Raw genomic sequence first — 20,937 nt, 5'->3', positions numbered from 1 at the left:
TAACCGTACGCCTTTCAACTACCTTCGTTAAGGCCCTGGCTCAAGGCGTGGTGGCGCAGTGATCCTGGGTGCTGCCGGACAGGCGGACGCACACCTTGTCGCCGGTGACCAGGCCGGCGGAGGGGCGGAACTCGCCTTCGAGCGCGGTGCCCACGCGGTAGGTCGAGACGCCGCCCGAGGCGGGGATGCCGTTGAGGGTGAGGGTGAAGGCCGGCGTCGCGGGGGCGGGCTGGAACCTGAACCAGAAGTGGTGGGCGCCGGGGGTGCCGCGGACCTCCGTGCAGGTGGGGGCCTGCGGCGAGCACGTGGCCGCCGCGGCCGGGCCCACGCCCAAGGAGCATAAGGAGATGACGGCCGCCGCGACGGCGAGGCAGGACTTCAGCATGTGGCTCCCCACTCACGAGATCTTGATACTGATTTCTAACACGGTCAGCCCTTCACCGAGCCGGCGAAGTTGAAGGAGCCCGCCAGATACTTGTTGACCGCCACGTAGAGGACCACCGCCGGGGCCGTGTAGAGGATGGAGAAGGCCGCGAGCTGGCCGTAGGCGACCTGGCCGTACTGGGAGAAGAAGGTGAAGATGGTGACGGCGGCCGGCTGTTTCTCCGGGGCGTCCAGCAGCACGAACGGGGCGAAGAAGTTGCCCCACTGGCCCACGAAGACGAAGATCGCCACGACCGCGATCCCCGGCGCCATCAGCGGGCCCACGACCGACCTCAGCGACTGCACCCAGCCGGCGCCGTCCACCCAGGCGGCCTCCTCCAGGCTGACCGGCACGCCGTCCATGAAGTTCTTCATCATCCAGATCGAGAACGGCAGCGAACTCGCCGTCAGGAACAGCACCATCGCCGGCACCGAGCCGTACAGGTTGAACCGGAAGAACATCGCGTAGACCGGGACGAGGATCGCCGTCACCGGCAGGCCCGTGGTGAACAGGAGCGTCAGCATGAACGAGCGGCGGAAGCGGAGCTGGTAGCGCGACAGTGGGTAGGCGGCCAGGCCCGCCACCAGGACCGTCAGGATCGCCGTGGTGCCCGAGATGACGATCGAGTTGATCATCGGCAGGATGATCGTCTCCCAGGTCAGCACGGCCTTGAAGTTGTCCAGGGAGAAGGTGAGCGCCGGCGCGGCGGCCAGCGTCGCCTCCGGCTGGACCGAGGCGATGACCACCCACAGGAACGGGCCGACGAAGGCCAGCGTGATGAGCAGGAGGGAGAGCCAGGCGGCCCCCCGCGCGGCGAGTCGCGTCATGCGTCCTCCACCTTGATCAGGCGCAGGTAGATCAGCGAGAACAGGGCGCCGATCACCAGCATGACGAGGGCGATGGCCGAGCCGTAGCCGATCTCGAAGTAGCGGAACGCCTGCTCGTACATGTAGAGCGGGGTGGTCTGGCTCTCCGTGCCCGGGCCGCCGCCGGTGAGGGCGTAGATGAGGCCGAAGCTGGCCAGGGTCTGCAGGGTGATCAGCATGAGGTTGGCCATGATGGAGCGGCGGATCAGCGGCAGGGTGATGTGCAGCAGCCGCCGTACGGGGCCCGCGCCGTCCACCGCGGCGGCCTCCACCAGGTCCGAGGGGACCTCCGACAGCGCCGCCGAGTACACCAGCATCGAGAACGCCGTGCCGCGCCAGACGTTGGCCAGGATCACCGCCACCATCGGGGCCGTGTAGAGCCACTCCTGGGAGATGCCGAGCACGGTGTTGAGCGTGCCGTCCTCGGCCAGGAACGAGAACCAGCAGGCCGCCGCCACGATCTCCGGCATCACCCAGGCGGCGATGACGACGCCGTTCACCACGCTGCGCGTCACCCGGCCGCGGCCGCGCTGGAGGAGGGCGATGATCAGGCCCAGCGTGTTCTGGCCGATGACGGCCGAGCCGATGACGAAGACGAACGTGAGCACGAACGAGTTGACGAAGTTCGGGTCGGCGAACATCTTGACGAAGTTGTCGAAGCCGACGAACCGGGAGTTCACCGAGGCCGAGCCGGTGAGGGTCTCGTTCGTGAAGGCGATGTAGAGGCTCCAGAGGATGGGCCCCGCCAGGAAGATCGTCAGCAGGACCAGCGCCGGGGCCAGGGGGAGCAGCCAGCGCAGGACCCGCCGCCGCCGTGACGGCCCGCCGGGTGGCGAGCTCGTCACGGACGGGGAGAGCGCCGTGGCGACCGTCATCGCGCCAGGACCTTGTCGGCGCCCCCGACGACCGCCGGCAGGGCCTTGGCGTAGGCCGCCGTGGCCTCCTCAGGGCTGCGGGCGCCCGTGGTGACCGCCTCCATGGCCTCCTGGACCTGGGCCGACACCTTCGGGTAGACCTCGAAGGCGGGCCGGTAGTGCGTCACCGCGGCCAGGTCCGTGAAGAACTTCACGCTCGGGTTGTCCGCGCTGTACGCCGGATCGGCCGCGACGTCCTTGCGGGGGGCCAGGTCGCCCGAGCCGACCGCGTACGTCATCGAGTTCTGCTTGTTCGTGGCGGTCGTGATGAAGTCGAACGCCTCCTGCTTGAGCTTGGTGTACGAGCTCATCGCCATGACCCAGCCGCCCGACATGCTGACCGCGCCCGGAGCCTCGCCGTTCTGCGTCGGCATGGCGGTCCAGCCCATCTTGTCCTTCCACTGCGGCCACGGCTTCGTGCTGGTCGGCTTCCAGGCCCCGGCGGACCAGGCGCCGTCGAGCGAGATGCCGACCTTGCCGGCCGGGAACCACTCCAGGTTGACCTTGTCGCCCAGCTTGGGGTTGTGGGCGTCGGCCTGCTTGGGGGCGAGCTCCTCGCGGTAGACGGTGTTGACGAAGGTCAGGGCGTCGGTGAAGTTCTTGCCGCCGGCCACCCACTTCTTCTGGGCGTCGTCGTACAGGGTGCCGCCCGCGGTGCCGTACAGAAGCATCTCGAAGCCCTGCATGGTCGACGCCTCGCCGTGGATCTTGGTGGAGTACATGCTGAACGGGACCACGCCGGGCAGCTTCTGCTTGATCGTGCGGGCCGCCGTCAGGACGTCGTTCCAGGTCTTCGGCTCCCAGGGGACGGGCAGGCCGGCCTTGGCGAAGACGTCCTTCTGGTACCACAGGCCGCGGGTGTCGGTGCTGATCGGGACGCCGTAGATCTTGCCGTCGCCGCCCTTGGCGGCCTCCTTGACCGAGTCGGGGAACTGGGTGTTCCAGTCGTTCCACTTGGTCAGGTAGTCGTCGAGCGGGGCCAGCTTGCCGGCCGCGACGTCCGCGTTGACCTGGAAGGTGTCGTGGTAGTAGAGGTCGGGCGCCGAGTCGGGAGAGCGATTCAACAGGGCCAGCTTGGTGTAGTAGGCCTCGTTGTTGCCCTGGACCGCGGTGAGTTTGATGGTGACGCCGGGATGGGCGGTCTCATACTGCTTTTTGGCGTCGGTGAGCATCTTCTCCAGATGCGGCCACGTCGGCTCGACCTTGTAGAGGACTTCGAGTTCCTTGCCGCCCGATGTGGTCTGCGAGGTGCCACCGCAGCCGGTCACGGCTGTCAGCAGCAGGAGCGAACCGGCCAGCGTACGTCTCATCACGGCCTCCCCGTGTTTCCTTGCGGAGAACGTAAATCTTTTTGATTTACTAAGTCAACACTCTGTGGTGACATGACTCACATGCAGCAGGGCACGAATCTGCCCAAGGTGGGGAGCTACAACCAGGCGGTGGTCCTGGAGGCGATCCAGGCTTCAGACGGGATCAGCCGGGTGCAGATCGCCGCCGTGAGCGGGCTCACGGCGCAGACGGTGTCGGTGATCGTGCGCAGGCTGCTCGAAGAGGGGCTGGTCGTCGAGGACGGCTCGGCGCCGTCGAGCGGTGGCAAGCCGCGGACGATCCTGCGCGTCGACGCGGGGGCGGGATACGCGGTCGGCGTGCACTTCGACCCGCAGGAGCTGTCCTGCGTGCTGGCCGACCTGGCGGGCCGTCCGGTCGCCCGGCTGCACCTGCCGGTGCGGCCCGGGGCCCGGCCCGACGCCGTGGTCCGGCAGATGGCCCGGGCGGCGCGGCGGATCCTGCGGGAGGCCGGCGTGCCGGACGGCAAGGTGCTCGGGGTCGGGCTGGCCTGTCCGGGGCCGCTGGACGGCGAGGGCGTGATGGTGTCGCCGCCCCGGCTGCCCGGCTGGGACCAGGTGCCGATCAAGGGGCTGCTGCGGGAGTACACCGGCTTTCCGGTGACCGTGGACAATGACGCGACGGCGGCGGCGATCGGCGAGCGGTGGGCCGGGATCGCGCGCGCCACGCCCAGCTTCGCCTACCTCTACCTCGGGACCGGCATCGGTGGCGGGCTCATCCTGGACAACCAGGTCTACCGGGGGCGGTCGCTGAACGCCGCCGAGTTCGGGCACATCACCGTCGAGCCCGACGGGCCCGAGTGCTACTGCGGCAACCGGGGCTGCGTGGAGGCCGTGTGCTGCCCGAACGCCATCGAGGCGGCCATGGGCGCCGACCACGCCTCGGTCTGCGCGGCGGCCGCCGCCGGGGAGCCCGAGGCGCTCCGGGTGATCGAGCGGGTGGCCGGGCGGCTCGCCGACGCCGCCGTGAGCGTGGTGAACATGCTGGACATCGACCTGCTGGTGCTCGGCGGGCCCGCGCTGCGCGAGGTGGGCGAGATCTACCGGGAGGTGATCACGCGGGCCGTGTCGGAGCGGGCGCTGACCAGGCGGCTGCACGCGGTCCGGGTGGAGACCTCGCCGATCGCGGCCGACGCCGCCGCGATCGGCGCCGCGTCGCTGGTCTTCCACGCCACGTACGCGCCCCGCCTGGGCACCCTGCTGAGCGGATAGGGACCCGTGGTCCCTGCCCGCCGGAACGTCAGGCCCGCTTCAGCCGCAGCGTGACCAGCTCGAACGGCCGCAGGGCCACCGGCAGCGCGTCGCCGGCGCTCCGCGGCTCGCCCGTGGGCCGCTCCAGCAGGTCCGTGGTGACCACCTCCGCGACCGGGAAGGCCGCGCGCAGGGTGGCGCGGGCCCGGCCGCCCCGCGACTCGTGGAAGCGCACGATCACGTCGCCGCTCTCGTCGTCGGCCAGCTTGACCGCGGTCACCACGACGGCGTCGTCGTCCACCGCCACCAGCGGCTCGACCTCGGCGTCGCCGGGCACGCGGCGCTCGGGCTGGTTGATGGACCAGCCCTCGCGGACCGCGTCGCCGATCTCCGCGCCCGGCACCAGCGCGTGCCGGAAGCGGTGCACGCCCTGGTCGGTCTCCGGGTCGGGGAAGCGCGGGGCGCGCAGCAGTGAGACGCGCAGCGTCGTGGTCGTGCCGTCGTCGCCGACCGTGCGGGTGACGTCGTGGCCGTAGGTCGAGTCGTTGACCACGGCGACGCCCCAGCCGGGCTCCTCCAGGTGCACGAAACGGTGGTTGCACGCCTCGAACTTGGCGGCCTCCCAGCTCGTGTTGGTGTGCGTGGCGCGGAAGGAGTGGCCGAACTGGCTCTCGGAGGCGTACCGGTCGGCGCGCACGTCAAGAGGGAAGGCGAGCTTGAGGAACTTCTCCGTCTCGTGCCAGTCGACCTCCGTCTCGATCTCCAGCCGGCCCTCGGCGAGCGCGAGCCGCTGGGTCACCGCCGACGTCCCGAACGAGCGCCTGACCACGACCGCGTCGCCGTCGAGGCGCACCTCGTCGGCCTCGGTCAGGTCGGTGACCGTGTTGCGGTAGAACTCGTCCACGTCCCAGGCGTCCCACTTGTTCGGGAAGTCGGGGTGGAGCTGCAGCAGGCCGGCCGCCCGGCCCGGCGCGACCGTCTCCCGGCCGGCGGTCAGGTCATAGGCGGAGACCACCAGGCCGCGCCCGTCGATCTCCACCCTGAGCAGGCCGTCGTCCAGGACGAAACCGCCGCCCTCGCGGGCGCTCGCGTCGACGCCGCGGGGGAGCGCGGGCCGCGCGGCGGCGCCGGCCGGGACGCCGTTGCGGGCGTGCGGCGCGCCGTTGAAGATCAGCGTGCCGCCCGCCGGGTCGCCCGCCAGCGCCCGCTGGGCGCCGTCGATGATCGCGTTCAGCTCCTCCGCCACCAGCTCGTACGTCCTGCGCGCCTCCCGGTGCACCCACGCGATCGACGACCCGGGCAGGATGTCGTGGAACTGGTGCAGCAGCACCGTCTTCCAGAGCCGGTCGAGCTGGGCGTACGGATACGCCGCCCCCGTACGCACGGCCGCCGTCGCCGCCCACAGCTCGGCCTCCCGCAGCAGCGCCTCGCTGCGCCGGTTGCCCTGCTTGGTCTTGGCCTGGCTGGTCAGCGTGGCCCGGTGCAGCTCCAGGTAGAGCTCGCCGACCCACACGGGCGGGCTGGGATATTCGGCCTCGGCCTTGGCGAAGAACTCGGCCGGCGTCTCCCAGGCGACGGCGGGCGAGCCCTCCAGGTCGCGCACCCGCGCCACCTTGGCCACCATCTCCCGCGTCGTGCCACCGCCCCCGTCACCCCAGCCGGTCGGCGCCAGGGAGTGCCGGGCGACGCCCTTGTCCTTGAAGTTGCGGGCCGCGTGCGCCAGCTCCCGGCCCTGCATCGAGCAGTTGTAGGTGTCGACCGGCGGGAAGTGCGTGAAGATCCGCGACCCGTCGATGCCCTCCCACAGGAACGTGTGGTGCGGGAACGTGTTCGTCTGGCTCCACGAGATCTTCTGCGTGAGCAGCCGCTTCGACCCGGCCGCCTTGATGATCTGCGGCAGCCCGGCCGCGAACCCGAACGTGTCCGGCAGCCACACCTCCTCGTTGTCCACGCCGAACTCGTCGATGAAGAACCGCTTGCCGTGCACGAACTGGCGGGCCATGGCCTCCGAGCCGGGCATGTTCGTGTCGGACTCCACCCACATGCCGCCCGCCGGGACGAACCTGCCCGTGGCCACCGCCTTGGTGACCTTCGCCCACACCTCGGGCCGGTGTTCCTTGACCCAGGCCCACTGCTGCGCCTGGGACATCGCGAACACGAACTCCGGCTCGTCCTCCAGCAGCGCCGTCATGTTCGAGGTGGTGCGGGCCACCTTCCGTACGGTCTCGCGCAGCGGCCACAACCAGGCCGAGTCGATGTGCGCGTGGCCCACCGCGCTGATCCGGTGCGCCGACGGCACCGCCGGGGACGCGAACACGCCGGTCAGCTCGGCTCGGGCGGCGGCCGCCGTGCCGTTGACGTCCTGGAGGTCGACGGCGTCCAGCGCCCGGTTCAGCGCCCGCAGCAGCTCAGCGCGGCGGCCGCTGTCCACGGGCAGCTCCAGCATCAGCTCGCCCAGCACCTCCAGGTCCATCACGAGCTGCCACACCGTCTCGTCGAACACGGCCAGGTCCATGCGGGTCAGCAGGTAAAGGGGGTCGCTCCCGGCCGTCTCCTTCTCACCCATCAACGTCGGCAGGAAGGGGTGGTAGTCGAGGATCACGGGGTTGGAGGCGGCCTCGATGTGCAGCCGCACCTCCTCGCCGCCCTCGACCGGCGAGCCGATCCTGACCCACTGGTTACGCGGGTTGAGACCCTTCACCGGCGTGCCGTCGGGCCGGTAGATCAGGCCCTCGCACTGGAAACCCGGCTTGTTCTCGTCGAAGCCGAGGTCGAGGATCGCCTCGACGGTCCGGCCCGCCCACTCCGCGGGCACGGTGCCGGTGACCGTGAACCAGCTCGTGCCCCACGGCACGCCCCACATCCGGCCCACGGAGATCGGCTCAGGCGTCGCCGCCAGGCCCTCGGCCACCGGCACGGGCTCGTCCGGCGCGTGCCAGACGCTCACCTCAAGGGGCACGGACTCGGGATAGATCGCCGGGCGGATCCGCTCGTTCAGGACACGCCTCAGCCGGGCCTCGATCAGATCGCGGTCGTCATGCATCAGAACTCCTCAAGGCATGGTGATGAGATCATGAGTCACACAGCACGTTAGGCACCCCGGCGGCAAACGGGCAATGCCACAGCCAAAGGGCTATACCGGGCGGCGGTCGGTCAGGTTCATGCGGATGTCGTTGTCCGCCCACAGGACGAAGCGTTCCACGGGCACCACGGGATGGCCGGCGACCGGCTCGAAGCGGAACCTCTTGAGCAGCACCGCGAGCACCAGCTCGGCCTCGACCATGGCCAGGGAGGCCCCTTCGCAGCTCCGCGGGCCCAGCCCGAACGGGACGAACGCGTAGCGGGGCCGGGCGGCCTGCGCCTCGGCGGTGAACCGGGCGGGGACGAACGCGTGCGGGTCCGGCCAGTAGTCCGGGTTGAGGTGCACGGCCCAGAACGGGTAGAAGATCGTGGTCCCGGCCGGGACGTGGTGGTCGCCGAGGGTGAGGTCCTCGGTGGTCTCGCGGGCGCCGTACGGGCCGGGCGGGTAGAGCCGCATCGACTCCTTGAGCGCCATCTCCAGGTGGGGCAGCCGCTTGAGATCGGCGTAGTCGGGCGCGGTCCGGTCGCCCAGCACCTCGTCCAGCTCGGCGGCCACCCGCGCCGCCTCCGCCGGGTGCCCGGCCAGCAGGTGCAGTGTCCAGGAGACCGCGACGCCGGTCGTGTGGTGCGCCGCCAGCATGATCATCAGCACGGTGTCCCTGATCCTGGCCGGGCTCAGCTCGGCCCGGTCCAGGGCGGCGACCAGGTCGCTGCCGCCGGCGGCCAGCACGCCGTCCGTGACCTCGCGCAGGTAGGCCAGCGCCTGCTCGGCCCGCGACAGATCGTCGCCCTGCTCGTAGAGGCGGCCCAGGTAGCCGGTCAGGACGGTCTCGAAGGCGCTCACCACGCGGGCGGGGTCGTCGACGCCGCCACCGAGGGCGTAGCGGCAGATCATCCGCAGCGACAGCTCGCTGAGGTCCTGCTGCAGCTCCACGGGACCCTTGGCGGCGTGGTCCGCCCACCGGCCGGCCAGCTCCTCGGCCAGCGCGGTGAACCCGGCGAAGTGCGCCTCGTGCGAGCGCCGCCCGGCCAGCGCCGTCAGCAGCGCCCGGCGCAGCGGCGCGTGCTCGCCGGACGGCAGGGTCTGCAGGTTGCCCGCCTCGCAGAGCGGGGCCAGGAACTCGAACAGCTTGTCAGGGCGTTCGTTCACCGCGGCGGTGGCCTCCAGCAGCACCGGGTCGGCCACCGAGACCGCGTCCTGCGCGCCGGGGAGCTGGAAGCGCACCACCGGTCCGTAGCGTTCGTGCAACTGGAGCTGGTAGGTGTGCAGGCCGCCCGCCGTCGCGATGGCGCTCAGCCCGCCGTCTGCCTGGGGCGGGGGTCCTGGGATGTCGCGCACGTCGCCACGGTCTAACGGCCGCGCCCGCTTGGCAAGGTCAGGACGGAAGGAGTTCGCGCAGCGCCGTGGCGAACTCCGCCGGGCTGCGGAGATAGCCGACGTAGTCGCCGGGCAGTTCGACGGGCTCGACGGCCAGGTGTTCTGCGACGGCGAGCGTGGCGCGGTGGATGAGGCGGCCCCGGGTGCCGGCGCCCGAGGCGAGGACGAGAGGGGCGTCGCGCAGGGCCCTGGCGTCGGGGACGAAGGCGCCGAAGGAGCGCACCTCGTACAGGAGGCTGGTCTCCATGTTGGCGATGATCCTGGTCAGCATGTCGCGCACCCACGGCGGCAGGCCCGGGTCCGGCTCGGGTGGCGCGGCCGTGCCGGTCTCCTCGCCGAACTTGCGCATCGCGGGGCCGATGCCCTCGCGGTGGCAGACGTCCACCGCCTCCTGCGCCAGCCGCCGCCAGTGGGCGGCGTCGGGGAGGAGGTCGAAGGCGGGCGGTTCGTGGGCGACCAGGCGGCGGATCCGCTCGGGATGGCGGGCCAGGAGGTCGAGGGCGATCAGGGCGCCCGAGTGGGTGGCGAACACGTACGCGGGGCCGGAGCCGGCCGCCCGCAGCAGGCGCAGGGCGTCGTCGGCGTGGACCTCGATGCGCTGCTCCGCGAGCGGGCCGGTCAGCGGGCTGCGGCTGGCGCCGCGACGGTCGTAGGTGATGACCGTGAAGTGGGCGGACAGCGCCTCGGCCAGCGGGCCCGCCATCGCCGCGTCGCCGCCTCCGCCGAGAATGGTCAGCAGCGCCGGGCCGGTGCCGCGTACCTCGAAATAGAGGCGCGCGCCGGGAACCTCGAGCAGTCCAGTGTCCATGATTGGCCAATGTAGGACGGATGCGGCGAGCGGTCGAGACCGCGCCGTGGATGGCGGATGTGCGACAAGTCATGATGTGGCCACCCGAAATTCATGGACAACAGCAGCTCAGGGTCGCTAGGAATTCGGTATTCATGCTTACCGATGTTCTGGAGGTCGTCCGATGCTGCGTGGCATGGGCCGGATGGGGCGCTTGCGGCGGGGGACGGTGATGGCCGTCACCACGGCCGTGGCGGCCTCCTTACTCTCGGCCCCCGGCGCGCACGCGACCACCGCGCCGCCCGTGACGTTCACGGGTGACGCGGCGAGCGATGAGATCACGTTGATCACCGGTGACCGGGTACGGGTGCGGGCCGTGGACGGCGCGCACCAGGCCGTCACGGTCACCCCGGCGCCACGGCCCGACGGCTCGGTGCCGGCGTTCCAGGTGCTGGAGTCGGAGGACGGCGTGACCGTCATCCCCGACGACATCGCCGCCCAGGTGCCGGAGCGGCTCGACGCCGCCCTGTTCAACGTGACGGAGCTGGCCGGGCAGGACTACGGCGGCACCATCCCGGTGATCATCACCTACGCGGGCCAGGCCCCCGAGGCGGCGGTCACGCTGGAGAGCATCGGCGGCGTGGGCGTGTCGCTGGCCGCCCCGGCCAAGCTGGAGCCGGGTGTGACCAAGGTGTGGCTCGACCGCGAGACGGCGAACGGCCGGCTGTCCGCGATCATCGACGGCCTGGAGAAGGCGGCCGCCGAGAAGCCCGCAGAGGCCGTGAAGGTGGCCGAGGCCGGCGGCCCGGTGGAGGCGGCGGTGAAGCGGCTGACCGAGCGGTACGGCACCCGGTTCGACTGCGACTCGTGCCCTTCCACCGAGTCCCAGGCGAGCGCCGGGGAGGAGCGGGTCGAGCTGCGCGTGCGCGGCATCGCCAGGGACGGCCGCCCGGGCCGGGGCGGCTTCACCGTGCTGAACCTGGACGAGGGCACCCTGGTGGGCCGCGTGCTCCCCGGCGACCCCGCCCAGCCCTGCACCGACGCCAAGAACGGCTCCGGCACCTGCCTGCTGGTCAAGCCCGGCACCTACTCCGTGCTCGGCCACATCTTCACCATGCCCGCCACCCAGCCCAGCACCGAGGGTGGCAAGCCGCTCAACGAGAGCCTGGTCGGCGACCCGGAGATGGAGATCACGCGGGACACCGAGGTCGTGCTGGACGCCCGCGAGGCCGTCGAGGTCGAGATCGAGACGCCCGACCACGTGACCAAGCGCAACACCGGGGCGGCCGCCGCGCTCAAGTGGTACCGCGCCGGAGAGCGGGGCACCGTGCTGCGCGGCGGCACCACCATCTCGCCCGGCGGCCAGATCGAGGAGCGGCTGTTCGTCCAGCCGACCAGGCAGGTCACCAAGGGCACGTTCGTCGTCGCCACCCGCTGGCGGCTGAAGGCCCCGGAGATCACCCTCACCACGCCCGGCGTCGAGCTGTCGCCCCAGTACGTGGACCCGGTGCAGTTCAGCGACTTCGCCACCGAATATCCGCGCCTCGACGGCACCCGCGAGCTCACCGCGGTCAACGCGGGCCGGGGCGGCGCGGAGGAGATCAAGGCTCTCAACCTGCGCGGCCGGCTCGCCGTCATCCGGCGTACCGACGGCGTGCCGGTATCGGCCCAGGCCAACGCGGCCGCGGCGGCGGGCGCGGCGATGGTCGCGCTCTACAGTGACCGGCCGGGCGCGGACGTCACCACGGGCGGCAGCAAGGTCAAGCTGGCCGTCCCGACCGTGCGGCTGACACATGAGGAGGGCCTGGCGCTGATCGACCGGCTGGGCCGGCTGCCGGCCCCGGTGGTGGCCCAGGGCGAGCCCGCCAGCCCGTACGTGTACGACCTGTACCTGCGCGAGCAGGGCCGGGTGCGCGACTCGCTCACGTACGTGGTCAAGACGGCCGACCTCGCCAGGATCGACACCGGCTACCACACCCAGCTCTCCGACGACGTGACGGTCAACGAGACCCGTTTCGTCTTCGAGCCGTGGGACACCACGTCGATCTCCTCGAACCTGCCCATGGCCCAGGCGCCGCGCACCCGGGTCGACTACGTCACGCCGGGCGCCGACCTGCGGTGGAGCTCGTCGGCGATCGCGCCGGAGCGGCACTACAACACCATGTGGCCGCACCCGGAAACGCCTCGCGTCGCGGTGTCGTCGCCCGAGTTCCGGCCGTACGAGGCGGGGGAGCGGGTCACGACGACGGTGTTTCAGCAGCCGCTGCTGCCCGGGGTCAACCCGCGCAACCCGCTGCGCAGGGAGGGCGACAAGCTGCGCGTCTCGATGCAGGGGTTCGTGGACGCCGCCGGTAATTACGGCGACGTCTACACCAGCACCTTCGAGCGCGGCATGAAGACCGACTTCCGGCTTTACCAGGGCGACGACCTGCTGTGGCGGACGGAGTTCCTGCCCTCGGGGTCGGGGACGCTGACGCCGGGCAAGGCCACGTACCGGATCGAGTACGACCTCACCAACGAGGCCGAGTGGGCCAAGATGTCGACCAGGACCAGGGGCGTGTGGACGTTCGCGTCCGAGCGGGCCGCGGAGCCGACCGTGATCCCGCTGCTGCTGGCCACGTTCGACGCGCCCGTGGATCTGAAGAACCGGACATCGGCGCGCACGCTGGAGGTGAAGTTCCGCCATCAGGAGGGTGCGGCGCAGAGCGCGGTCAAGGACGTCACGCTGGAGGCGTCGTACGACGACGGCGCCACCTGGCTGCCCGCCGTCCTGCGGGACAAGGGCGACCGGGTCTACGAGGCCACGCTGACCCGGCCGCGGCCCGGGTTCGTCTCGCTGCGGCTGAAGGCGTCCGACGTCAACGGCAACACCGTGTCGCAGGAGGTCGTGCGCGCGTACGCGCTGAGCTGATCAGGCCCACTCGGGCTCGTTGATGGAGGCCGTCGTGTGGGGCGCGGCGCGGGTGAGCATGGCCTGGGCCAGGTTCGCCTTGACCAGCGCCGCGCCGCGCACGACCGGCAGCAGCGTCAGCGCGAACAGCACGCCGGCCACCGTGTTGGCGCCCACGAACATCGCGTCGCCGCCGCCGATCCCCAGCATCGCGGGCCAGCCGCCGTCGACGCCCGGGAGGCTGGCGAGGATCCACCCGTAGAGGGGGAAGGTCAGCCCGGCGATCGCGCCGCCCCACCACACGAGGGCGATGACGCCCGCGACCAGCGAGATGGGGAAGGAGACGATGCCGTACAGCACGTCCACCCAGCCCTGCCCGGTGGCGAGGGGGTTCATCATGCGGCGGAACCAACCGGCCCCGGCCGGAGCCGGCGGGTACGGCGGGCGGGCGACCGGGCGGCCGAGCACCTCGGGCAGCGAGACGCGCTCGAAGTCGGCGAGGTTGCGCGCCACGGCGGCGGTCCCGGCCAGGATCGGCAGGCCGACGAACGCGACCGCGGAGCCCAGCCCGGCGCAGAGCCCGCCCAAGGAGATGGCGAAGGAGACGGCGGCCATCGGCAGGCCGAGCAGGGTGTAGCGGGAGTCGGTGGCGAGCCGCTGGAGGGGTTTCATGAGGAGAACGCTACGGATCGGGGCCGCGCCGGACAATCTTGCGCACGGCCCCGTGGATGGTAGGGCCAGCCCTACCATCCACGGGGCTGCGCGCCGGGGATGGCGGCGAGCAGTTCGCGGGTGTAGTCGTCGGCGGGCCGGTCGAAGATCTCCTCCGCGGTGCCGCTCTCCACGATCCGGCCGTCGCGCATGACGTGCACCGCGTGCGAGATCATCCGGACCACGGCCAGGTCGTGGCTGATGAACAGGTAGCTGAGCCCCAGCTCCCGCTGCAGGCCGGCGAGCAGCTCCAGGATCTGCGCCTGCACCAGCACGTCCAGCGCGGAGACGGCCTCGTCGAGCACGACCAGCTCGGGCGAGAGCGCCAGGGCCCTGGCGATGGCCACCCGCTGGCGCTGGCCGCCGGACAGCTCGTGCGGCAGCCGCTCGGCCATCGACGCGGGCAGCGACACCTTCTCCAGCAGCTCGGCCACGCTCTTCTTACGTTCGGCGGCGGTGCCGACGCGGTGCACGCGCAGCGGCTCGGTGATCGACCGCTCGACCGTGTAGCGCGGGTCGAGCGAGGCGTACGGGTTCTGGAACACCGGCTGCACCCGCCTGCGGAACGCGAACAGCTCCCGCCGCCCCAGCCCGGCCAGGTCGGTGCCGTCGAACCGGATGCCGCCCGAAGTGGGGTCGTCCAGGCCGAGCAGCAGGTTCGCGGTCGTCGACTTGCCGGAGCCCGACTCGCCCACGATCGAGACGGTTCGCCCGCGCGGGATGGTGAACGACACCCCGTCCACGGCCGTGAGCTCCTCGCCGGTGCCCCGGATCGGGAAGACCTTGCGCAGCCCCTCGACCACCACCAGGTCCCGAGGCTCACCGGCCGGCTCGGCCACCCGCACCGACGACAGGCTCGGCACGGCCTTCAGCAGCCGTTTCGTGTACTCGTGCGCCGGCTCTCCCAGGATCCCGGCCGCCGGCCCGGTCTCGACGATCTCGCCCTCGTACATGACCACCACCACGTCGGCCCGCTCCGCCGCCAGCGCCAGGTCGTGCGTGATGAGGAAGACGGCCGTACCCATCTCGGCGGTGAGCCGTTCGAGCTGGTCGAGGATGCGCCGCTGCACGGTCACGTCGAGCGCGGAGGTGGGCTCGTCGGCGATGAGCAGCTTCGGCCGGCAGGCCAGCCCCATGGCGATCAGCGCCCGCTGCCGCATGCCGCCGGAGAACTCGTGCGGATACTGGCCCACCCGCCGCGCCGCGTCCTGGATGCCCACCATGTCCAGCAGCTCCACCACCCGGGCGCGGGCGGCCCTGCCGGTGGCCAGGCCGTGCACCTCCAGAGCCTCGGCGATCTGGTCGCCGACGCGCATCAGCGGGTTGAGGTTCGACATCGGGTCCTGCGGGACCAGGCCGATGCCCGCGCCGCGGATCGCCCGCATCTCGCGCTGCGTGGCGGTGGCCAGGTCACGGCCGTCGAACAGCACCTGGCCGCCGGTGATGCGGCCGTTGCCGGGCAGCAGCCGGTTGACCGCGGCCGCCGTGGTGGACTTGCCGGAGCCGGACTCGCCCACGACGGCGACGGTCTGGCCCGGCAGGATCTCCATCGAGACGTTCCTGACGGCGGTGACCTCCCGCCCGCGGGTGCGGAACGCGACCGACAGGTCCCGGATCTCCAGCAGCGGCGTCATTCGGTCCTCGATCGTCGAGCGGTGGCCTGCAGCAGGTCGTCCCAGAGGAGGTCGGTGGAGGCCGGTTGCCCCTCGACGAGGAGCCGGTTGCTCGCCAGCGCCAGGGCGACGTCGCGGCCGGGCACGAACCCGACGGCGCAGCCCACGTGACCCGGGTGGCCGAGCACGGTGACGCTTTCGCCCGCGAGGTCGAGTTCGTACCTGCGGAAGCCGAGGGCCTGCTCCGGGTCGGGGCCGGGGGCGAAGAACTCCCTGGCGACCTCGGGCCGCCACAGGTGGTCGTACTCCTCGTAGCGGGACAGGGCGGTGGCGTACCGCAGCAGGTCGGGCACCGTCGAGAACAGCCCCGCGTGCCCGGCCACGCCGCCGAAGGCGTGGTGGGCGTTGCCGTCGGCGACCTGCCCGGCGATGGGCTCGGTGCGCCAGCCCGCGAAGTCGGTGCTGCGGTAGGGCACCGGGTACGGGCGGCCGGTGTCGAGCATGGTCATCTCGACCCGGTCGTCCAGCGCGCTCGTGGCCACCTCGGCGCCGGCCGGGCCCGCGTACGTGGTCGAGGTGAGGCCGAGCGGCCGGGTGACCAGCTCGGCCAGCGCCCGGTCCAGCCGCAGCCCGGTGACGGCCGCGACGATCCGGCCGAGCAGCACGAACCCCAGGTCGGAGTAGTGGCGGGCGCGGCCGGGACGGTAGCGCGGCGGCGGGAGCTGCGGCTGGATGTACAGCGGCCACCACTCCCACAGCCCGCCCCGGTGCAGCAGCAGGTCCCGCACGGTGATCGCCTCGTAGGAGCGCGACAGGTACGCGCTCAGCGGCGCGTCCAGGTCCACGAGCCGCTCGGACACCAGGCGCATGAGCATCGTGGTCGTGGCCACGACCTTCGTGACCGAGGCCAGGTCGTGGTAGGTGTCCAGGGTCATCGGCGCGTCGCCGGCCGCGTCACGGTGGCCCGTGCACTCGTTGAGGTCGAACCACGGCGTGCGCGCCGCCATGATCAATCCGGGCGGAGCCTGTCCGCGCGCCTCGTTCATCGGCCCAGCACCAGTGAGCGCGGCCGCTCGGCGACCGGCGACGGCAGGACCAGCGGGCCCGCGCCCGGGGTCAGCGTGCCGAGGATGCGGCTGCCCGCGGCCCCCGTGCCGCCCGGGACCGTTCCTGGCAGGCCGTGCGCGGTCAGCCAGCCGATCAGGGCGAACGCGATGGCCTCCTTGTCGTCGGCGGGCGCGCCGAGCTCGTCGGACGGTGCCACCTCGACCTCCGGCAGCGCCGCCCGCAGCCCGTCCATGATGACCGGGTTGCGGCAGCCGCCGCCGGAGACGACCAGCGCGCCTGTCCCGGCCGCCCGCACGTCCCGCGCGACCGTCCGCACGGTCAGCTCGGTCAGCGTGGCCACCAGGTCGGCGTCGCCGACGGGCGTGCCCACCTTGGCCTGGGCCGCCTCCACGTATCCAAGGTGGAACAGCTCCTTGCCGGTGCTCTTCGGCGCCGGCAGGCCGTAGTAGGGCTCGTCCAGCAGCACCTCCAGCAGCCGTTCGTGCACCCGCCCGGCGGCGGCGATCCGCCCGCCGCCGTCGAAGCCGCGCGGATCCAGCGCCCTGCTCGTGACCACGGCGTCGATCAGCGCGTTCGCGGGGCCGATGTCGTAGGCGTACAGCTCGTCGCCGCGTACCACGGTCATGTTCGCGATGCCGCCCAGGTTGAGCGCCGCCGCGCCGCCCGCGCGCCCGCCGAGCAGCAGCCCGTCGAGCACCGACACCAGCGGGGCGCCGTGCCCGCCCGCCGTGATGTCCCTGATCCGCACGTCGGACAGCACCGGCGCGCCCGTGCGCTCGGCGATCCAGGCCGGCTGCCCGATCTGCAGCGTGCCGAGCGCGTGCGCGCCCTCCACCCAGTGGTAGACCGTCTGCCCGTGCGACACGATCAGATCGACGGGCCCGCCCGCCGCGATCGCCGCGGCCGCCGCGCCGGCGAAGCTCTGCCCGATGAGCGTGTCGAGCTCGCACACCTCGGCCAGCGTCGCCGGCGCCGGCGGCAGCGCCGCGATCAGCCGGGCCCGCAACTCGTCGGGGTACGGCGTGCTCGCCGTGTGGCCGACCCGGCCTTCGAGCACGCTCCCGACGAGCTCGAAGTCCACCACGGCCACGTCGATCCCGTCGTGCGAGGTGCCGGAGATCATTCCCAGAACTTTCATGCCCGCCCGGCCTCCTCGTCGTCTTCGCGGGGCGACACGATCGCGAAGACCTGTTCCGGCGGCGTGGAGAAGGCCGGCGGGCACTGCGAGGCGTCCAGCGCGCCCAGCCTGCCGGGGGTGCCCGCGCCGGGCACGGTGGCGCCGGCCGCGTTCATGGCGTCGATGCGGGGGCCGGCGGATTCCGTCGCCGGTTCTGAGAGGTTCACCGATGTCCTCGGTTCCGGGGGTCGAGGGTGTCGCGCAGGCCGTCGCCGAGCAGGTTGAGACCCACCACGAGCAGCACGACGACCGCGCCGGGCGCGATCAGGGTCCATGGGGCGATGAAGACGAGGCTGCGCGCCTCGAAGATCATCGAGCCGAGCGACGGCGCCGGGGGCGGCGTGCCGAGGCCCAGGAAGCTCAGGGAAGCCTCCGTCAGCACCGCCCACGACAGCGACAGCGCCACCTGGACGACGATGATCGAGGTGATGTTGGGCAGCACGTGGCGCAGCATGATCTGCCAGCGGCTCTGGCCGGTCGAGACGGCCGCCCTGACGTACTCGATCTCCCTGAGCGACAGCACGGGGCCGCGGGTCACCCGGATGAAGATGGGCACGTACACGATGGCGATGGCCACGGCGATCGTGAACCAGTTGCGGTTCAGCACCGACGCCAGCGACAGCGCCAGCAGCAGCGGCGGGAACGCGAACAGCACGTTCGTGACCCCGCCGATCGCGCCGTCGGCGAACCCGCGGTAGAAGCCGGACACCAGCCCGCCCAGCGTGCCCACCACGGTCGCGAACGTCACCGCGATCACCGCGATCAGCGCCGAGTTGCCCACCCCGGCCGCCACCCGCGAGAACACGTCCCGCCCGAACTGGTCGGTGCCGAACAGGTGGCCGCCCGACGGCGCCAGGAACCGCGACGGCGGATGTTGCGCGATCGGGTCGTACGGCAGCAGCCCCAGATACGACAACACCGCCACGACCGCCAGCAGCGCCAGGATCACCACGCCCGCCAGTCCCGCGGGGTCGCGCCTCACGACGCCCTCACCCGCGGGTCGATGACCCGGTACAGCAGATCGGTCAGCAGGTTGACCAGCACGAACGCCAGCGCGATCACCAGAACCGTGCTCTGCACGACCGCGTACTCCTTCTGTTGGATCCCCAGCAGCACCTGACGGCCGATGCCCGGCACGGAGAAGATCTGCTCCACCACGACCGCGCCGCCCAGCAGGTAGCCGAACTGCAGCCCGGTCATGGTCACGATCGGCACGAGCGCGTTGCCGAGCACGTGCCTGATTTGCAGCCGCCGCTCCGGCACGCCCTTGGCGCGGGCGGTGCGCACGAAGTCGTTCGAGCGCACCTCCAGCACCGCCGCCCGGGTGGTGCGCAGGATCGGCGCCGCGATGCCGAACCCCAGCACCAGCGCGGGCAGGAGCAGTTGCCGCAGGTTGAGCAGCGGGTCGGCGAAGAGCGGCGCGAAGCCCTGCCCGTTGGGGTTGAACCCGAACGACGCCGCGAAGACCGACAGCAGCGTGGTGGCCAGCAGGAACGCCGGGATCGACAGCCCGGCCAGGCTCACGACCTGACCGGCGGCGTCGCGGGCGGAGTTGGTCCTGGAGGCCGCCAGCATGCCGAGCGGCACCCCGATCAGCAGGGCGAGCACGATCGACAGCACCGCCAGCTCGACCGTCACCGGCAACGACTGAAGGGTCAGGTCCAGCACGCTCTGCTGGGCGCGGGCCGAGTAGCCGAGGTTGCCGGTGAACATGTTGCCGAGCCACGAGAAGAACTGCGTGACCAGCGGCTGGTCGAGGCCGTAGTAGCGCTCAAGGGCCTGCTGCTGGGCCGGGGTGAGCGCCGCCGCCTCGGTGCCCAGCCCCGCCGTGATCTGGTCGCCGGGGATCGCCCGGAGCATGACGAAGACGACCACGGCCACTCCGAACAGGGTGCCGAGGATCTCCGCGGTGCGCCGGACGGCCCGGTTGCGGAGCAGCCTCATCCGGCGGACGTGGTGCGAAGGTACTGTAGCGAGCCGCTGGCCATCGGGACGAAGCCTCGCACGTTCTGGGCCGTGGCGGTGTAGGTGAAGCCCGAGAACAGCCAGATCCAGGCGGCGTTGTCCTCCAGTTGAGCCGCGACCTTGTCATAGACGACCTTGCGCGCGGCCTGGTCGGTGGTGGCCTTGCCCTCGGCGAACAACTCGTCGAGCTCGGGGGAGCTGTAGCCGGCGACCTTGTTCAGGTTGCCCTTGCTGGTGAAGTAGCGGCCGTAGGAGCCGTCGGGGTCGGGGCGGCCGCCGTTCAGCGCCACGGCCGCGTCGAAGTCGGCCGCCACCCAGCGGTCCACGAACGCGCCCGACTCCAGCACCTCCAGCTCCAGGTTGATCTTGGCCTCGGCGAGCTGGGCCTTGAGGTTCTGGGCCTCGTTGACGGAGGTGGCGTACTCTCCCTGGGAGACGATGGTCTTGACGGTCACGCCGCCGGGCTTGCCCGCCTTGCCGAGATACTCGGCCGCCTTGGCCAGGTCGCGCTTCGGGCAGGGACGCTTGTCCGGGTCGGACTTGAACGCCGGGGCGGTGATCGGCCCGGTCACCTCGCCCTCGCCCAGCGCGGCGGTGTCGAGCACCTGCTTGCGGTCGATCGCGCACTGCATGGCCAGGCGCACGTTGACGTCCTTGAGGTCGCCCTTCTGGGCGTTGAGCTGGAGCACGTGGTAGTTGAGCTGCGGCGTCTTGGCGACGGTGACCGTGCCGCCCTGCGCGGTCTGGGCGACGAGCGGGTCGTTGAAGACCGCGAGCTGGACGTTGCCCGACTGCATGGCCGACACGATCGACGACTCGTCGGGGATCACCCGGAACTCGACGGAGGCGACCTTCGCCTTCTCGGCGCCCCAGTACTTGTCGTTCCTGGTCAGCGTGATCGACTGGCTGGCCACGCGCTTGCCGAAGGTGAAGGGGCCGGTGCCGTTGGGCTTGGTGCTGAGCCCGGCCTCGGAGTCGGCGGAGGAGATCATGGCCATGTTGACGCTGGCCAGGTTCGCGGGCAGCGCGGCGTCGGGGCCGGTCAGCTCCAGCACCAGCGTGCTCGCGTCCGGCGCCTCGACCGACTTCACCGAGGCGAGCGACGTCCTGGCCACGGCCGCGGTCTCCTCGTCCATGATCAGCTCAAGGGAGTCCTTGGCGTCCATCGAGTCGAAGGCGCTGCCGTCGGCGAACGTCACGCCCTGGCGGAGCTTGAAGGTGAGCTTCCTGCCGTCATCGGAGGTCTCCCAGGACTCGGCCAGGCCCGGGACCACGGTGAGGTCCTTGTCGAACTCGGTGAGCGTGCCGTACAGGTTCTGCAGCACGTTGACGGCCTGGAACTGGGTGGCCTTCCAGGGGAAGAGCGTGTCGGGGTCGGAGGTCACGCCGACCACCAGTTTCCCGGCGGAGCCGCCGCTGCCGGTGCTGGGGGCGGGCCCGGAGGAGGACGAGCAGCCGGTGAGGGCGAGGGAGAGCGCAGCGGCGATGCCGGCCGCGGAGAAGGCGCCACGGCGCATGTGGTCTCC

General features: G+C 71.6%; 17 protein-coding genes. 2 read left to right on the top strand and 15 right to left on the bottom strand.

The annotated features are described in order from the left end of the window. Positions 1-40 precede the first annotated feature (40 nt). From C4V41_RS25390 to C4V41_RS25375, 4 genes are read right to left on the bottom strand one after another with little or no spacing between them, the layout of a single operon-like run. Positions 41-385 carry a hypothetical protein gene (locus tag C4V41_RS25390; RefSeq protein WP_103958451.1) on the bottom strand — a complete coding sequence of 115 codons (345 nt, stop codon included), beginning with the start codon at positions 383-385 and terminating at the stop codon, positions 41-43. A gap of 44 nt (positions 386-429) precedes the next feature. Next, positions 430-1,251, bottom strand: a complete 822-nt coding sequence (locus C4V41_RS25385) for a carbohydrate ABC transporter permease (protein WP_103958450.1) — start codon at positions 1,249-1,251, stop codon at positions 430-432. Then, positions 1,248-2,165, bottom strand: a complete 918-nt coding sequence (locus tag C4V41_RS25380; protein ID WP_103958449.1) for a carbohydrate ABC transporter permease — start codon at positions 2,163-2,165, stop codon at positions 1,248-1,250. The genes C4V41_RS25385 and C4V41_RS25380 overlap by 4 nt, the downstream gene beginning before the upstream one ends. Continuing rightward, complete coding sequence (locus C4V41_RS25375) at positions 2,162-3,514, bottom strand: extracellular solute-binding protein (protein WP_103958448.1); 1,353 nt, start codon at positions 3,512-3,514, stop codon at positions 2,162-2,164. The genes C4V41_RS25380 and C4V41_RS25375 overlap by 4 nt, the downstream gene beginning before the upstream one ends. 72 nt (positions 3,515-3,586) lie before the next feature. Between C4V41_RS25375 and C4V41_RS25370 the strand changes: the two genes are divergently transcribed. Further along, positions 3,587-4,762, top strand: a complete 1,176-nt coding sequence (locus tag C4V41_RS25370) for an ROK family transcriptional regulator (protein WP_235030367.1) — start codon at positions 3,587-3,589, stop codon at positions 4,760-4,762. A gap of 28 nt (positions 4,763-4,790) precedes the next feature. Here C4V41_RS25370 and C4V41_RS25365 read toward each other — a convergent pair whose 3' ends face one another. The 3 genes from C4V41_RS25365 to C4V41_RS25355 all read right to left on the bottom strand — a co-directional run bounded on the left by C4V41_RS25365 (position 4,791) and on the right by C4V41_RS25355 (position 10,008). Then, positions 4,791-7,784 (bottom strand): alpha-mannosidase, encoded by a 2,994-nt coding sequence (locus C4V41_RS25365; protein ID WP_103958446.1) that lies wholly within the window; start codon positions 7,782-7,784, stop codon positions 4,791-4,793. 90 nt (positions 7,785-7,874) lie between these two features. After that, positions 7,875-9,161 carry a cytochrome P450 gene (locus C4V41_RS25360; protein ID WP_103958445.1) on the bottom strand — a complete coding sequence of 429 codons (1,287 nt, stop codon included), beginning with the start codon at positions 9,159-9,161 and terminating at the stop codon, positions 7,875-7,877. Positions 9,162-9,198: 37 nt separating this feature from the next. Then, on the bottom strand, positions 9,199-10,008 hold the full coding sequence (locus C4V41_RS25355) for an alpha/beta fold hydrolase (protein WP_200824223.1): 810 nt from the start codon (positions 10,006-10,008) through the stop codon (positions 9,199-9,201). A 163-nt stretch (positions 10,009-10,171) separates the two neighbouring features. On the opposite strand from C4V41_RS25355, the gene C4V41_RS25350 reads away from it, so the two are divergent. Continuing rightward, complete coding sequence (locus C4V41_RS25350; RefSeq protein WP_235030366.1) at positions 10,172-12,898, top strand: PA domain-containing protein; 2,727 nt, start codon at positions 10,172-10,174, stop codon at positions 12,896-12,898. On the opposite strand, the gene C4V41_RS25345 is transcribed toward C4V41_RS25350, so the two are convergent. From C4V41_RS25345 to C4V41_RS25310, 8 genes are all read right to left on the bottom strand, one after another. Next, entirely contained in the window at positions 12,899-13,549 is a 651-nt protein-coding gene (locus C4V41_RS25345; RefSeq protein WP_160150390.1) for a sensor domain-containing protein, read from the bottom strand. A gap of 71 nt (positions 13,550-13,620) precedes the next feature. Further along, the gene (locus C4V41_RS25340; protein ID WP_103958442.1) at positions 13,621-15,222 is read right to left on the bottom strand and encodes an ABC transporter ATP-binding protein; all 1,602 of its coding nucleotides are present in this window, start codon (positions 15,220-15,222) and stop codon (positions 13,621-13,623) included. Then, positions 15,219-16,247 (bottom strand): serine hydrolase domain-containing protein, encoded by a 1,029-nt coding sequence (locus C4V41_RS25335; RefSeq protein ID WP_103958441.1) that lies wholly within the window; start codon positions 16,245-16,247, stop codon positions 15,219-15,221. The genes C4V41_RS25340 and C4V41_RS25335 overlap by 4 nt, the downstream gene beginning before the upstream one ends. Next, the gene (locus C4V41_RS25330; protein WP_103958440.1) at positions 16,244-17,407 is read right to left on the bottom strand and encodes an anhydro-N-acetylmuramic acid kinase; all 1,164 of its coding nucleotides are present in this window, start codon (positions 17,405-17,407) and stop codon (positions 16,244-16,246) included. Before C4V41_RS25330 ends, C4V41_RS25335 begins: the two co-directional genes overlap by 4 nt. After that, the gene (locus tag C4V41_RS25325; protein ID WP_200824222.1) at positions 17,404-17,613 is read right to left on the bottom strand and encodes an N-acetylmuramic acid 6-phosphate etherase family protein; all 210 of its coding nucleotides are present in this window, start codon (positions 17,611-17,613) and stop codon (positions 17,404-17,406) included. Before C4V41_RS25325 ends, C4V41_RS25330 begins: the two co-directional genes overlap by 4 nt. Further along, entirely contained in the window at positions 17,610-18,428 is an 819-nt protein-coding gene (locus tag C4V41_RS25320; protein WP_103958439.1) for an ABC transporter permease, read from the bottom strand. Before C4V41_RS25320 ends, C4V41_RS25325 begins: the two co-directional genes overlap by 4 nt. Next, positions 18,425-19,390 carry an ABC transporter permease gene (locus C4V41_RS25315; RefSeq protein ID WP_103958438.1) on the bottom strand — a complete coding sequence of 322 codons (966 nt, stop codon included), beginning with the start codon at positions 19,388-19,390 and terminating at the stop codon, positions 18,425-18,427. Before C4V41_RS25315 ends, C4V41_RS25320 begins: the two co-directional genes overlap by 4 nt. Beyond that, a complete protein-coding gene (locus tag C4V41_RS25310; protein WP_103958437.1) occupies positions 19,387-20,928 on the bottom strand; it encodes an ABC transporter substrate-binding protein in 1,542 nt (513 codons plus the stop codon). Before C4V41_RS25310 ends, C4V41_RS25315 begins: the two co-directional genes overlap by 4 nt. Positions 20,929-20,937 lie beyond the last annotated feature (9 nt).

It is taken from the genome of Nonomuraea solani (genome assembly GCF_900108335.1).
GTDB lineage: Bacteria > Actinomycetota > Actinomycetes > Streptosporangiales > Streptosporangiaceae > Nonomuraea > Nonomuraea solani.
This window is presented reverse-complemented; position numbering and strand designations above follow the sequence as displayed.